Here is a 14,106-nt window from a genome sequence, read left to right as displayed (position 1 = left end):
CCGGATCCGGGACCTGCCGCTGTTCGAATACGCGGTGGAATTGTGGGTACCGCGGCTGCGCCTGGCCTGCCCGCGCTGCGGCCCGAGGCTTGAGCGACTGGACTGGCTAGACCCCCACGCCCGGGTGACCCGGCGGCTGGCCGAGAGCGTGGCCCGGCTGTGCGCCGGGACATCGGTGCGGCACACCGCCCGGTGGTTCGGGCTGGACTGGAAGACGGTCAAAGCGATCGACTTCCGGCATCTGGAGCGCTCGCTGGGCCCGCCGAACCTGGACGGCGTGCGGCTGCTGGCGATGGACGAGTTCGCGATCCAGAAGGGCCACCGGTACGCGACCGTGGTGGTCGACCCCGAGCGCAAGCGGGTGCTGTGGGTGGGGCGCGGGCGTTCGAGAGCGGAAATCAGGCCGTTTTTTGAGCTGCTGGGCCCGGTGCGCTGCGCCCAGGTCCGCGCCGTGGCGATGGACATGAACTCCGCCTACGACCTGGAGGTTCGGGCGCATTGCCCGAACGCGGAGGTCGTCTACGACCTGTTCCATGTCGTGGCCAAGTACGGCCGGGAGGTGATCGACCGGGTCCGGGTGGACGAGGCAGACCGGCTGCGCGCCGATAAGCCGGCCCGGCGGGTGGTCAAGACATCGCGCTGGCTGCTACTTCGTAATCGGGAGAACGTGCCCGACGAGCAGGTGGTGCGGCTGGAAGAGCTGCTGGCGGCCAACAAGGCCTTGTTGACGGTCTACCTGCTGAAAGAAGACCTGAAGGGGCTATGGCGCTACCGGCGCGAGGCATGGGCCTGGAAAGCGTGGAAGAGCTGGAAGCGACGAGCCCTGCGCAGCGGCCTGGAGCCGCTGCGCGTGTTCGTGCGGCGGCTCGAGCCCTACCTGTCGGGGATCCTGGCCCACTGCCGCTGGCCGCTGGGAACCAATCTGGTCGAAGGCATCAACAACAAGATCAAGGTCATCAAGCGGGTGGCCTACGGCTACCGGGACGACGCCTACTTCTTCCTGAAGATCCGGGCGGCCTTCCCCGGACTTGGGTGAAGAACCTGTTTTTTTGCCACGGATGAACACAGATGAACACGGATAAAGCCAAGAAATATTTTTGACGCGGATTAACGCGGATGAACGCGGATAGAGCAAACGCGGGAGTGGTTCTTCGCAAGATGGCCCGGCGAGCGAGGACCAATTCCCGATCGCTTCTGCCTTATCCGCGTTTATCCGCGTTAATCCGCGTCAAGAATTTCTTCTCGCTCTATCCGTGTTCATCAGTGGCCAAAGACCCCTACTTCCCGAAGTCGTAGAAGCGCCAGTCGCGCGGCAGTTCGCCCGGGGGTAGTTCGCCGAGGAGGCGGGCGCGGACGGCGGCCACGGGCATCGGGCCGCCCTTGAGGATGGTGTCGTGGAAGTCGCGTTCGGTCATGCGGCCGGAGGCGACGAACTCCTTGTGCAGGGCGTTGAACTGCAGGCCGCCGATCATGTACGCGATCTGGTACAGCGGGCCGTAGTCGCCGGCGAAGCTGCGGCGCACTTCGGCGCGGGCGTTCTCGCGCTCGTGGCCGACGCGCTCGACCAGCAGGTCCACGGCCTGGTCCGGCGCCATCTCGCCCAGGTGGAAGCCCAGCGAGAACAGGATGCGCGCGGCGCGGTGGCTGCGCCAGAACAGCATGCCGATCTTGTCCTCGGGCGTCTTCGCGAAGCCCAGGTCCCAGAGCCGGAATTCCCAGTACAGCGCCCAGCCCTCGCCCCAGAACGGCGTGTCGAACAGTTCGCGGTGCGGCTGGTAGCGCGTGTTGTAGAAGTACTGCAGGTGGTGGCCGGGGATGAGTTCGTGGTGCACCACCGCGCGCGAGAAGTGGCGGTTGTTGCCGCGCAGCGCCATCAGCTTCTTGTCGTGCGGCATGGTGTCGGTGGGGTAGGCCACCCACACGTCCTGGCCACCAAGGAAGAACGGCGCCTGCAGCTGGTATTCGGGCGTGAGCATGGTCATGCGCCAGTCGCGCTTGGCCAGTTCGGGCACGGTCAGCAGCTCGTTCGCCTCCATGAAGGCGATCGCTTCGTCCGCCAGTTCGACCACCAGCTTCGGCTGCTCGCCGGGCGCCGGATGGCGCGACTTCACGATCTCCAGCGCGCGGCGCCAGTCGTCCTGGCCCATCTCGGCCGCGGCCTTGTCCAGCTCGCGCTGGCACCAGGCCAGCTCGCGCTCGGCCAGGTCCATCAGCTGTTCGGGCGTGTAGGGGATCAGCTCGTGGCGCAGGCCGGTCAGCAGCGCCTCGCGGCCGATCGGGTCGCCGATGATGGTCTCGGGGTCGTTGGCGCCGGCGAGCTTATCGCGCAGCAGTTTCGCGTGCGATTCGAGCTGCTTGTCCAGGGCTTCGTAAGGCTGGCGCGTCCACCAGGTGAAGTCGGGGTCGTAGCCGGCGTGGAAGCCGTGCCACTGGCGCAGGTCCTCGCGCACGGCGTCGAGCAGGCGCGCGGCGCGGAAGGCGACGATAGGCGAGGTGCCGAGCGCCTTCGGGTCCTTCTCAAGCCGCGACTGCAGGTCGGCCAGCGCGCGGCGGCTGCGGTCGAGCACGTCGGCGCTGGCGCGGCCATCGGGGTACTCGAGCGCGCGGCGCGCTTCGGCCAGCGCCACCAGCGCGTCCACGCCCGGCAGCAGCGGCGCGGCTTCTTCATAACGGCTGCGGCTGAAGTCGAGCTGGCCGAGGCGGTAGCCGAGTTCGCGCGTCATCAGCGCGTGGTCGAGACGGTCTTCGAGGCCCAGCGTGCCGGGGTCGATCTCGGCGAGGCGCGCCTGCCAGGCCTGGTACAGCTCGCGCAGCGCGGCTTCACGGCGCGGGCCGGCGGTGATGTCGCGCACGCGCTCTAGGCTGGCCAGGTCGCTGCGGAAGCGCGCCACCACCGGCGCCAGCCGCTGCGTGCTGGCGGGCATCTCGGCCAGCGCGGGCGCGAGCCCCTCGCCGGCGGCGTGCGCGGCGGCCGGGGCGGCGAGGGCGGCGGCGAGGCAGATCGCCAGCAGGCGGCGGGCGTGGGGCATGCGTTTACTCCTGGGCGGGCAGGTGCCGCCGGGCGGTGTCCTGGATGAAGGCCAGCAGCGAGGCCAGGCCATTGCTGCGGGTCGGCGAGAGGTGCTTGGCCAGGCCGATGCCGGCGATGTAGTCGGGCGTGGTGGCCAGGATCTCCGCGGCGCTGCGGCCGGAATACACGCGCAGCGCGAGGTAGATCAGCCCCGAGACGATGGTCGAGTCGCTGATGGCGTGGAATTCCAGCGCATCGGCATTTCCTTCGGCGACGATCCAGACCATGGACTGGCAGCCGTGCAGGCGGTTCGCCTCGGACTTCCATTCCTCGGGGAAGGGCGGCAGCTTGCGGCCCAGGTCGATCAGGTACTGGTAGCGCTCGGACCAGTCGCCGAAGAAGGCGAACTCGTCGGCGATCGCGGCCTGGGCCAGCGCCGCGCTGGCTTCGGTCGGCCGCATCAGCCGCGCCTCCAGCGAACGCCCTGGGCGGTGTCCTCGAGCAGCACGCCTTCCTCGGCCAGCTGCTTGCGGATGGCGTCTGCGCGCAGGAAGTCGCGGGCGCGCTTGGCGGCGTTGCGTTCGTCCACCAGGGCCTGGATGCGGGCGTCGTCGCCGTCCTCGCTGCCGCGGCTGAACCAGGCTTCCGGCCGCTGCTGCAGCAGGCCCAGCAGCAGGCCGCCGCCGAGCAGTTCGGCCTTGAGGCTGGCGCGCGAGATCGCGCTGGTGGCCTTGCGGGCCTCGCCGGCGATGCGCGAGAGCTCGGCAAGCGCGGCCGGGGTGTTCAGGTCGTCGCACAGGGCCGATTCGACTTCGAACGGCACCATGGGTTCGACCGTGGGGACGTCGGCGAGGTCGCGCAGGGTGCCGTAGAGCCGGTCGAGCGTGCGCACGCACTGCTCGATCAGGCCGTCGGACCAGTCCAGCGGCTGGCGGTAGTGGGCCGAGAGCAGGGCGTAGCGCAGCGCTTCGGGCGGGTGCTGGTCGAGCAGGTCGTGCACCAGGTACACGTTGCCCACCGACTTGGACATCTTGGCGCCGCCGAGATTCAGCATGCCGTTGTGCAGCCAGAAGCGCGCAAAGACCTGGCCGCCGTGGGCGCAGGTGCTCTGTGCCACTTCATTTTCGTGGTGCGGGAACTGCAGGTCGACGCCGCCGCCATGGATGTCGATGGTGTCGCCCAGGTGGGTCTCGGCCATGGCCGAGCACTCGATGTGCCAGCCCGGGCGGCCGACGCCCCAGGGCGAGTCCCAGCCGGGCAGGTCGGGGGTGGACGGCTTCCAGAGCACGAAATCGCCGGCATCGCGCTTGTACGGCGCCACCTCGACGCGGGCGCCGGCCAGCATCTCGTCCGGGTCGCGGCGCGAGAGCCTGCCGTAGTCCGGATAGCTGGCCACCGAGAACAGCACGTGGCCCTCGGCCGCGTAGGCGTGGCCGGAGGCGATCAGCCGCTCGATCATCGAAATGATGTGCGGGATGTGGGCGGTGGCGTAGGGCACCACGTCGGGCGGATCCACGCCCAGGCGCGCCATGTCCTCGTGGTAGGCGGCGGCGAAGCGGTCGGTGATCGCGCTGATCGGCACGCCCTGGTCACTGGCGGCCTGGTTGATCTTGTCGTCCACGTCGGTGATGTTGCGGGCGTAGACCAGGCGCGGGTAGTGGCGGCGCAGCAGCCGGGCCAGCACGCCGAACACCACCGGCGGGCGGGCGTTGCCGATGTGCACGTAGTTGTAGACCGTGGGTCCGCAGACGTACATCGTGACCCGGCGCGGGTCGGCGGGCTCGAAGGCTTCGAGCCGGCGGGTGAGGTTGTTGTAGAGGCGCAGTTCCATGGTCGGGCACGGACGGAAAGCCAGAGTCTAGCAAGCCCGGCGAGCCCGCTTAACGAAAATCTTAGGCTTGGGTTCAGGCGCTCGGGGCTTTAATTCCCGGGTCGCTCGTGCCCCGCCCGTCGCCCCGGCGGCCCGGCCCGACCGCCCACGGAGAACGTTTGATGACCGCCGCCATCCGAACCCTTCCGATCCTGCTGCTGGCCCTGTCCGGCCCGGCGCTGGCGCAGTACGCCGGGGACGAGTACGGGGACGACGATTACTACGCCCCGGCGGTGCCCGAGAACGTCAGCTACGGCTACGCCCAGGTGCTGCGCGCCGACGAAGTGGTCGAGCGCGTGGTCACCCGCACCCCCGAGGAGCGCTGCGACGAGGTCGAGTACCGCAGCACCGGCCGCACCACCGGCGGCACCGTCATCGGCGCCCTGGTCGGCGCCGCGCTGGGCAACCAGGTCGGCAAGGGTGATGGCCGCAAGGCCGCCACCGTGGTCGGCGCGGTCGCCGGCGGCGCCATCGGCAACAACATCGCCCGCCAGCGCGCCGAGGCCGAGGCCCGGGGCTGCCAGCTGGTCGAGGTCGAGCGCGAGGAGTCCCAGGTGGTCGGCTACGACGTCGAGTACATGTACAAGGGCGAGAAATACATGTCCCGCCTGCCGTACGACCCGGGCAACCGCCTGCGCATCCGGGTCTCGGTGACCCCGGACGACGCCGCGGCCGCGGCCCGCTGAGTTGCGGCCTCGCCCCGCCCCCGGCATACTCGCCCCCCAATGAGCACCTGCGCCGCCCCTGCCGACATCCTCAGCTCCGCCTACATGGCGGCGGGCATGACGTCTCGCGCGCGCCGACCGGAATCCGCCACGCCAGCTGGGTAACCCGGACGTCACTGCTTGTTCACCGGAAAAACCCAGCCTTGCGCTGGGTTTTTTTGTTTTTGGTTTCCACCAGGACCCCACCATGAAGCATTTCCTCAACACCCAGGACTGGACCCGCGCCGAGCTCGACGCGGCGCTCGCGCAGGCGGCCGCGTTCAAGCGCAGCAAGGCCGGCGACCAGCTCAAGGGCAAGTCCATCGCCCTGGTCTTCTTCAATCCCTCGCTGCGGACCCGCACCAGCTTCGAGCTGGGCGCCTTCCAGCTGGGTGGCCATGCGGTGGTGCTGCAGCCGGGCAAGGACGCGTGGCCGATCGAGTTCGGGGTCGGCACCGTGATGGACGGCGAGGCCGAGGAGCACATCGCCGAGGTGGCGCGGGTGCTGTCGCGCTACGTGGACCTGGTGGCGGTGCGGGCCTTCCCGAAGTTCCAGGACTGGTCGGTGGACCGGGAGGACCGGGTGCTGCGCGCCTTCGCGAAGTACTCGACGGTGCCGGTGATCAACCTCGAGACCATCACCCATCCCTGCCAGGAGCTGGCGCACGCGCTGGCGCTGCAGGAGCACTTCGGCACGCCCGACCTGCGCGGCAAGAAGTTCGTGCTGACCTGGACCTACCACCCGAAGCCCCTCAACACCGCGGTGGCCAACTCGGCGCTCACCATCGCCACCCGCATGGGCATGGACGTGACCCTGCTGTGCCCGACGCCCGAGTACGCGCTGGACGAGCGTTACCTCGGCTGGGCGCGCGACAACGTGGCCGAGTCCGGCGGCAGCTTCCGCATGAGCCATGACATCACCGAGGCCTATACCGGCGCCGACGTGGTGTACGCCAAGAGCTGGGGCGCGATCCCGTACTTCGGCCGCTGGGACCAGGAAAAGCCCATCCGGGACGCGCACAAGCACTTCATCGTGGACGAAGCCAAGATGGCGCTGACCAACCACGGCGTCTTCAGCCACTGCCTGCCGCTGCGGCGGAACGTGAAGGCGACCGATGCGGTGATGGATTCGCCGCAGTGCATTGCGATCGAGGAGGCCGAGAATCGGCTGCATGTGCAGAAGGCCGTGATGGCGGCTTTGGCTAAACAGTAAGAACCCCCTCTCCCCAACCCCTCTCCCAAAGGGAGAGGGGCTTTTCAGGAAAATGACATGACCAGCAAGAACATCGTGCTCGCTTTTTCCGGCGGCCTTGACACCAGCTTCTGCATTCCGTGGCTGAAGGAGCGCGGGTGGGCGGTGCATACCGTGTTCGCCGATACCGGCGGCGTGGATGCGGAGGAGCGTGCTTACATCGAAGCCCGCGCGGCCGAACTGGGCGCGGCGAGCCAGGTCACGGTCGACGGCGGGCCGGCGATCTGGGACGGCTTCGTGAAGCCCTTCGTGATGGCGGGCGAGGGCTACCAGGGGCAGTACCCGCTGCTGGTGTCCGACCGCTACCTCATCGTGGATGCGGCGCTGAAGCGTGCCGCCGAGCTGGACACGCGCGCCATCGCGCACGGCTGCACGGGCATGGGCAACGACCAGGTGCGCTTCGACCTGGCGGTGAAGGCCGCCGGCGACTACGAGATCGTGGCGCCGATCCGCGAGATCCAGAAAGAGCACACGCAGACGCGCGCCTACGAGCAGGCCTACCTGGAGGAGCGCGGTTTCGAGGTGCGCGCCAAGCAGAAGAGCTACACCATCAACGAGAACCTGCTGGGCCTGACCCTGTCCGGCGGCGAGATCGACCGCTGGGAAGCGCCGGGCGAGGGCGCCCGCGGCTGGTGCGCGCCGCGCGCCGAGTGGCCGGCCGAGACGCTGCGCGTCACGCTGACGTTCAAGCAGGGCGAGGCCGTGGCGCTCGACGGCCAGCCGATGGCCGGCGCCGCGCTGCTGGCGAAGCTCAACGCCTTGTTCGCGAAGTACGGCGTGGGCCGCGGCATGTACACGGGCGACACCACCATCGGCCTCAAGGGCCGCATCATCTTCGAGGCGCCGGGCCTCGCGGCGCTGCTGGCCGGCCACCGCGCGCTCGAGGAGGCGGTGCTAACCAAGCAGCAGAACCGCTTCAAGCCCGAGGTGGCGCGCAAGTGGGTCGAGCTGGTGTACGAAGGCTTCTACAACGACCCGCTCAAGGCCGACCTCGAGGCCTTCCTGCAGTCCAGCCAGGCCTGCGTCAACGGCGAAGTGGTGCTGGAAACCCAGGGCGGGCGCGTCGATGCCGTGGCCGTGCGCTCTCCGCACCTGCTGCACGCCAAGGGCGCCACCTACGCGCAGTCGGCCGACTGGGGCGTGGCCGAGGCCGAGGGCTTCATCCGCCTCTACGGCATGAGCAGCACGCTCTGGGCCGAAATCAACCGCACCCCCTGACCCTCCCTCGGCAACCCCCTGTAGGAGGGACTTCAGTCCCGAAGCTTCTCGCCGAAAGGCTTCGGGACTGAAGTCCCTCCTACAGGGAGCAGAACAGGAAATACCGATGCTGCAGGATGTACTCAGACACCTCGAGGCGCTGGTCTCGTACGACACGCGCAATCCGCCGCGCGAGATCGGCACCGGCGGAATCTTCGATTACCTGCAGGCGAACCTGCCGGGCTTCAGCTGCACCGTCACCGACCACGGCGCCGGCGCGGTGTCGCTGCTGGCCGTGCGCGGCGCGCCGAAGCGGGTGTTCAACGTGCACCTGGACACGGTTCCGTCGTCGCCGGGCTGGAGCGCCGATCCGCACGTGCTGCGCGTCACCGGCGATCGCGCCATTGGCCTCGGTGCCTGCGACATCAAGGGTGCGGCGGCCTGCCTGCTGGCCGCGGCCGCGCGTACCACCGGCGACGCGGCCTTCCTGTTCACCAGTGACGAAGAGGCCAACGACGCGCGCTGCATTGCCGCCTTCCTGGCGTCGGACCACGGCTTCAGCGAGGCGATCATCGCCGAGCCGACGATGGCCGAGGCCGTGCTCGCGCACCGCGGCATCAGCTCCGTGCTGATGCAGTTCACCGGGCAGGCGGGGCATGCCTCGGGGCAGCAGGCGCGCACCGCCAGCGCGCTGCACGCGGCGATCCGGTGGGGCGACCAGGCCCTGGACTTCGTCGAGTCGCTCGACCACGCGCGCTTCGGCGGCCTCACCGGCCTGCGCTTCAACATCGGCCGGGTCGAGGGCGGCATCAAGGCCAACATGATCGCGCCGCGGGCCGAGCTGCGCTTCGGCTTCCGGCCGCTGCCCTCGCAGGCGCCGGCGGACCTGCACGCGCGCTTCCGTGGCTTTGCCGATCCGGCCGCGCTGGCCTCGTACGAAGAAACCTTCAGCGGCCCCTCGCTGCCCGCCGGCGATATCGCCTGCGCGGAGGCGAAGCGACTCGCCGCGCGCGACCTTGCCGATGAGCTCGGCCTGCCGATCGGCAATGCCGTGGATTTCTGGACCGAGGCCTCGCTGTTCTCGGCCGCGGGCCTGACGGCGTTCGTGTTCGGCCCGGGCGACATCGCGCAGGCGCATACCGCCGACGAGTGGGTCGCGCTGGAGCAGCTTGAAACCGTTGCCCGCCATTACGTCCGCTTGCTGGAGGCCTCATGACAACGCATGCCCTGGCCGTGCCCGACAGCGCGGCCCAGACCGAAACCCTCCGGAGGACGCTTCCGGACCCCGCCACCTGCCTTGCCGACCCTGACCATGACTGAGATGCGCACCACGATCGTCCGCCTGCTGTCCAACATGGCCAGCGCCAAGGAGATCCAGCAATACCTCAAGCGCTTCAGCCAGCTCGACGCCGAGCGCTTCGCCGTGGTCAAGGTCGGCGGCGCGATCCTGCGCGACGACCTCGATGCGCTGGTGAGTTCGCTTTCCTTCCTGCAGCAGGTGGGCCTGACGCCGATCGTGATCCACGGCGCCGGCCCGCAGCTGGACGAGGAGATGAAGGCGGCGAAGATCGAGAAGAAGACCGTGGACGGCCTGCGCGTGACCGATGCGGCGGCGCTGGCGATCGTGCGCCGGGTGTCGCAGCAGGAGAACCTGCGCCTGGTCGAGGCCCTGCAGGCGCAGGGCGTGCGCGCGACCTCGATCACCTCGGGCGTGTTCGAGTGCGATTTCCTCTCGAAGCGGAAGTACGGGCTGGTCGGCAAGGTCGAGGCCGTGCACGTGGCCAGCATCCAGGCCGCGATCAAGGTTGGCTCGATCCCGGTGATCGCCTCGCTGGGCGAGACCGCCGGCGGCCAGATCCTCAACGTCAACGCCGACTGGGCCGCCAACGACCTGGTCAAGAAGCTGCAGCCCTACAAGATCATCTTCCTCACCGGCACCGGCGGCCTGCTGGACGGCGAGGGGAACGTGATCGACTCGATCAACCTCAGCACCGAGTACGCCGAGCTGCTGCGCCAGCCCTGGCTGCATTCGGGCATGAAGGTGAAGATCGAGCAGATCCACGACCTGCTGATGGCGCTGCCGCCGGCCAGCTCGGTGTCGATCACGCGCCCGGACCAGCTTGCCAAGGAGCTGTTCACCCACCGCGGCTCGGGCACCCTGGTGCGCCGCGGCGAGCAGGTGCGCAGCGTCACCTCGTGGAAGAAGCTCGACCTCAAGCGGCTTCGGCAGCTGGTGGAGTCGGGCTTCGGGCGCAAGCTGGCACCGGACTACTTCGAGAAGACGAAGCTGTACAAGGCCTACGTCAGCGAGCACTACCGCGCGGCGCTGATCATCACGCTCGAGGATGGCATCCCGCACCTGGACAAGTTCGCGGTCAGCGACGACGCGCAGGGCGAGGGCCTGGGCCGCGCCGCCTGGCAGGTGATGCGGGCCGAGATGCCGCAGCTGTTCTGGCGCGCGCGCGCCGGCAACCCGGTCAATGACTTCTACTTCGACGAGGCCGACGGCTGCATGAAGGGCGAGAAGTGGAACGTGTTCTGGTACGGGCTGGAGGGCTGGGAGCAGGTACACTACGCCGTAGAACACTGCCTGGCCCGGCCGGCCACGCTCAAGGGCTGAGATGATCACCAACCTGCACTGGACCATTCCGCCGATCCTGCAAGGCATCCACGTCACGCTGGAGCCGCTGCAGCGCGAGCACGGCCAGGAGCTGCTGGCCGCCGCGTCCGATGGCGAGCTCTGGAACCTCTGGTACACCACGGTGCCGGGCCCGGAGACGGTGCGCGGCTATATCGCCAAGGCGATGCAGGACCGCGAAGCGGGCACGGCAATGCCGTTCCTGGTGCGAAACGCGGCCGGCGATCCGGTCGGCAGCACGCGTTTCTTCCGGATGGATCCGCTGATCCCCAGCCTGGAGCTGGGCTACACCTGGTACTCGCAGCGGGTCCAGCGCACGGCGCTCAACACCGAGGCCAAGCGGCTGTTGCTGGGCCACGCCTTCGACGCCATGGGCTGCAGCGTGGTCGAGCTGCGCACGCACGTGTTCAACCAGCGCTCGCGCAGGGCGATCGAGCGGCTGGGGGCGAACTTCGACGGCGTGCTGCGGCGGCAGATGCGGATGGCCGACGGACACCTGCGCGATACCGCCGTGTATTCCATCCTGGACAACGAGTGGCCGACGATCCGCCGGCACCTGGATTTCAAGCTTGAGCATGGGGTGGCGCCATGAACCCTTCCCTGGAGTCGCGGCAGTGAGTGAGTCCATTCCCCTGGGCCTGGTGGGCGCCCGCGGCTACGTCGGCGCCGAGCTGATCAGGCTGGTGGCGGCGCACCCGCGCTTCACGCTCGGCTTCGTGTCCTCGCGCGAACGTGACGGCCAGCGGCTGGGCGACCATGAGCCGGCCTACGCCGGCGACCTGCGCTATGTGAACCTCGACGCCGGCGCGGCCGCGGGGCAGGGCGCCGATGCGCTGGTGCTCGCGCTGCCCAACGGCATGGCCGCGCCGTTCGTGGCCGCGCTGGACACGAAGGCGCGGCGGACCGTCGTGGTGGATCTCTCGGCGGACTACCGCTTCGACGATGCCTGGCACTACGGATTGCCCGAACGCACCCGCGCCTCCGCGCCCGGCGCGACCCGCATCAGCAACCCGGGCTGCTACGCCACGGCGATGCAGCTGGCGGTGGCGCCGATGCGCGCGGCGCTCGCCGGGCCGGTCCAGTGCTTCGGCGTGTCGGGGTACTCCGGCGCTGGCACCAGCGCTTCGGACAAGAACGATCCGGACAAGCTGCGCGACAACCTGATGCCTTATGCGCTCACCGGCCACGTGCACGAGCGCGAGGTGACGCGCCAGCTCGGCCACCCGATCGAGTTCATGCCGCACGTGGCGCCGCATTTCCGCGGCATCACGCTGACCGCCAACCTGCATCTTGCCGACGCCACGACGCTGGATGCCGTGCGTTCGCTTTACGCCGCCGCCTACGCCGACGAATCGCTGGTGCGGGTGGTCGACGACGCGCCTTGGGTCAGCCGCATCGCCGGCCGCCACGGTGCCGAGGTCGGCGGCTTCACGCTGTCGGCCGATGGCCGCCGGCTGGTGGTGGTGGCCACGCTCGACAACCTGCTCAAGGGCGCGGCGACGCAGGCCCTGCAAAACCTCAACCTGGCCTTCGGCCTGCCGGAAACGATGGGAATCCCGACATGAGCGATCTGCTTTGGCAGAAACCCGGCGTGGAAGTAGACCCGCGCATCCAGGCCTTCCTGGCCGGCGGCGACGTGCTGCTGGACCGCGAGTTCATCCAGGACGACATCACCGCCTCGGCGGCGCATGCGCGCGGTCTGGCCCGCATCGGCATCCTGACCGACGACGAGTGCACGGCGCTGTGCCGCGAACTGTCGCTGCTGTCGGCCGACCTGCTGTCCGGCGACTTCGTGCTGGACGAGCGCTTCGAGGACGGCCATTCCGCCATCGAATCGCGCCTGGTCGAGCGCCTGGGCGACACCGGCCGCAAGATCCATACCGGCCGCAGCCGCAACGATCAGGTGTTGGTGGCCACGCGCCTGTGGCTCAAGCGCAAGCTGGGCGAGCTGCAGGCCGTGTGCCGCGAATCCGCCGAAGTCTGCCTGCAGCGCGCCGAAACCGAGGCGCTGCCGATGCCCGGCTACACCCACCTGCAGCGCGCCGTGGTTTCGTCCACCGCGATGTGGTGGGCCGGCTTCGCCGAGGCCTTCATCGACAACGCCGTGCGTGCCGGCCAGGCCCGCGACTGGATCGACGCCAACCCGCTGGGCACCGCCGCCGGCTACGGCGTCAACCTGCCGCTGGACCGCGAGGGCAGCACGAAGGAGCTCGGCTTCGCCCGCACGCAGGTCAGCCCGATCTACGCCCAGCTCTCGCGCGGCAAGTTCGAGATCGCGGCCGTGGACGCGCTGGGCGCCGCGATGCTGGACCTGCGCCGCCTGGCCTGGGACCTGAGCCTGTTCACCACCGCCGAGTTCGGCTTCGTCGGCCTGCCGCCGCAGTACACCACCGGCAGCTCGATCATGCCCAACAAGCGCAACCCCGACCTGGTCGAACTGATGCGCGCGACCTATGCCAGCGTCGCCGCCGCCCGCACCGAACTCGAGAACCTGCTGTCCCTGCCCAGCGGCTATCACCGCGACCTGCAGTACACCAAGGGCGCGCTCTTCCATGCCTTCGGCCGCGGCCTCGGCGCGCTGGCCCTGCTGCCGAACCTGCTGCGCGGACTGCAGTGGAAGCCGGAGCGTCTGGCGCAGGCCTTCGACGACGGCATGTTTGCCACCGACAAGGCGGTTGAACTCGCCGTCGCCGGCCTGCCCTTCCGCGAGGCGTACCGTCTGGCCGCGGTCGAGCCGCTGCCCAAGGCGGGTGCCGATCCGCAGGCGAGCCTCGAAGCGCGAGTGTCGCCGGGTGGTTCAGGCGCCCTCGGTCTGGCCGCGCTGCGTCAACGATTCGACGCGATCCCCGGCCCTGCCTGAGTTCAACCCTTTGGCCAAACGGCCATGTCGACGCCCACGACCAGGGTGACGGCGACGGACGCGACCACGTAGCAGAGCAACTGGTCGCGGAGCTTCAGCTGCAGGCGTCGGCTGGCGACCACCACCAGCGCGAGCAGCCCGCCAACCACCAGCACGGGCAGGGTCCACGTGCCCAGTCCCAGCAGCTGGCTCAGCTTCGCCTCGTCATTCGGGTTGAACACGCTCACGCCGGCCGCCACCAGCCGCATGAAGACGGCGATGTAGAGCAGGGCGAAGCCCGGGTGGCTCCGCGACCTGCCCACCAGCCAGAAACCCAGCAGGCCCTGGCCCAAGGTGAGCAGTGGTCCGGCGCCGGCGATCAGCGCCAGGTCGCGCGGGGTCACCGGGCCAACCGGCGTCACCGAGTTCAGCGTGGCCACCATCTCGTAGCCAAGCAGGGCGCCCATGAGCCAGTGCGCGAATTCGTGCACCACGAAGCTCGCGATCCCGACCAGGAAGAGCAACGCGTAGAACCTTGCCGGGAACACGGCCTTCGAACGGGGCATATCAGTCTCCGGTGGCTTGGATGCGGCTTG

At 69.2% G+C, this 14,106-nt stretch carries 13 protein-coding genes; 9 read left to right on the top strand and 4 right to left on the bottom strand.

Translation table 11 applies throughout. From position 1 onward, the window contains the following. The coding region (locus N787_RS08120) for an ISL3 family transposase (RefSeq protein WP_034212474.1) at window positions 1–1,036 on the top strand (1,036 nt) is incomplete at its 5' end. Window positions 1,037–1,277: 241 nt separating this feature from the next. On the opposite strand, the gene N787_RS08115 is transcribed toward N787_RS08120, so the two are convergent. From N787_RS08115 to cysS, 3 genes are read right to left on the bottom strand one after another with little or no spacing between them, the layout of a single operon-like run. Beyond that, on the bottom strand, window positions 1,278–3,029 hold the full coding sequence (locus tag N787_RS08115) for a DUF885 family protein (RefSeq protein WP_052575286.1): 1,752 nt from the start codon (window positions 3,027–3,029) through the stop codon (window positions 1,278–1,280). Window positions 3,030–3,033: 4 nt separating this feature from the next. Continuing rightward, window positions 3,034–3,471 carry a SufE family protein gene (locus N787_RS08110; RefSeq protein ID WP_034212472.1) on the bottom strand — a complete coding sequence of 146 codons (438 nt, stop codon included), beginning with the start codon at window positions 3,469–3,471 and terminating at the stop codon, window positions 3,034–3,036. Further along, window positions 3,471–4,841, bottom strand: a complete 1,371-nt coding sequence (cysS, locus tag N787_RS08105) for a cysteine--tRNA ligase (RefSeq protein WP_034212471.1) — start codon at window positions 4,839–4,841, stop codon at window positions 3,471–3,473. The genes N787_RS08110 and cysS overlap by 1 nt, the downstream gene beginning before the upstream one ends. 161 nt (window positions 4,842–5,002) lie before the next feature. Here cysS and N787_RS08100 point away from each other — a divergent pair, with 161 nt between their 5' ends. From N787_RS08100 to N787_RS08065, 8 genes are all read left to right on the top strand, one after another. Continuing rightward, on the top strand, window positions 5,003–5,566 hold the full coding sequence (locus N787_RS08100) for a glycine zipper 2TM domain-containing protein (protein ID WP_034212469.1): 564 nt from the start codon (window positions 5,003–5,005) through the stop codon (window positions 5,564–5,566). Window positions 5,567–5,792: 226 nt separating this feature from the next. Beyond that, complete coding sequence (locus N787_RS15225) at window positions 5,793–6,797, top strand: N-acetylornithine carbamoyltransferase (RefSeq protein WP_034212467.1); 1,005 nt, start codon at window positions 5,793–5,795, stop codon at window positions 6,795–6,797. Window positions 6,798–6,854: 57 nt separating this feature from the next. Next, window positions 6,855–8,054, top strand: a complete 1,200-nt coding sequence (locus tag N787_RS15220) for an argininosuccinate synthase (RefSeq protein WP_034212465.1) — start codon at window positions 6,855–6,857, stop codon at window positions 8,052–8,054. 106 nt (window positions 8,055–8,160) lie between these two features. Further along, a complete protein-coding gene (locus N787_RS08085) occupies window positions 8,161–9,249 on the top strand; it encodes an acetylornithine deacetylase (RefSeq protein WP_034212464.1) in 1,089 nt (362 codons plus the stop codon). Between the two features lie 96 nt (window positions 9,250–9,345). Beyond that, window positions 9,346–10,653, top strand: coding sequence for an acetylglutamate kinase (locus N787_RS08080; protein ID WP_034212462.1), 1,308 nt, complete (start codon window positions 9,346–9,348; stop codon window positions 10,651–10,653). Between the two features lies 1 nt (window position 10,654). Further along, on the top strand, window positions 10,655–11,263 hold the full coding sequence (locus N787_RS08075) for a GNAT family N-acetyltransferase (RefSeq protein ID WP_052575285.1): 609 nt from the start codon (window positions 10,655–10,657) through the stop codon (window positions 11,261–11,263). Then, window positions 11,247–12,236, top strand: a complete 990-nt coding sequence (gene argC / locus N787_RS08070; RefSeq protein ID WP_052575284.1) for an N-acetyl-gamma-glutamyl-phosphate reductase — start codon at window positions 11,247–11,249, stop codon at window positions 12,234–12,236. The genes N787_RS08075 and argC overlap by 17 nt, the downstream gene beginning before the upstream one ends. Continuing rightward, complete coding sequence (locus tag N787_RS08065) at window positions 12,233–13,531, top strand: argininosuccinate lyase (RefSeq protein WP_034212459.1); 1,299 nt, start codon at window positions 12,233–12,235, stop codon at window positions 13,529–13,531. The genes argC and N787_RS08065 overlap by 4 nt, the downstream gene beginning before the upstream one ends. Window positions 13,532–13,533: 2 nt before the next feature. Here N787_RS08065 and N787_RS08060 read toward each other — a convergent pair whose 3' ends face one another. Beyond that, window positions 13,534–14,076, bottom strand: coding sequence for a hypothetical protein (locus N787_RS08060; RefSeq protein ID WP_034212457.1), 543 nt, complete (start codon window positions 14,074–14,076; stop codon window positions 13,534–13,536). Between the last annotated feature and the right edge of the window lie 30 nt (window positions 14,077–14,106).

Source organism: Arenimonas metalli CF5-1, from assembly GCF_000747155.1.
Taxonomy (GTDB): domain Bacteria; phylum Pseudomonadota; class Gammaproteobacteria; order Xanthomonadales; family Xanthomonadaceae; genus Arenimonas; species Arenimonas metalli.
This window is presented reverse-complemented; position numbering and strand designations above follow the sequence as displayed.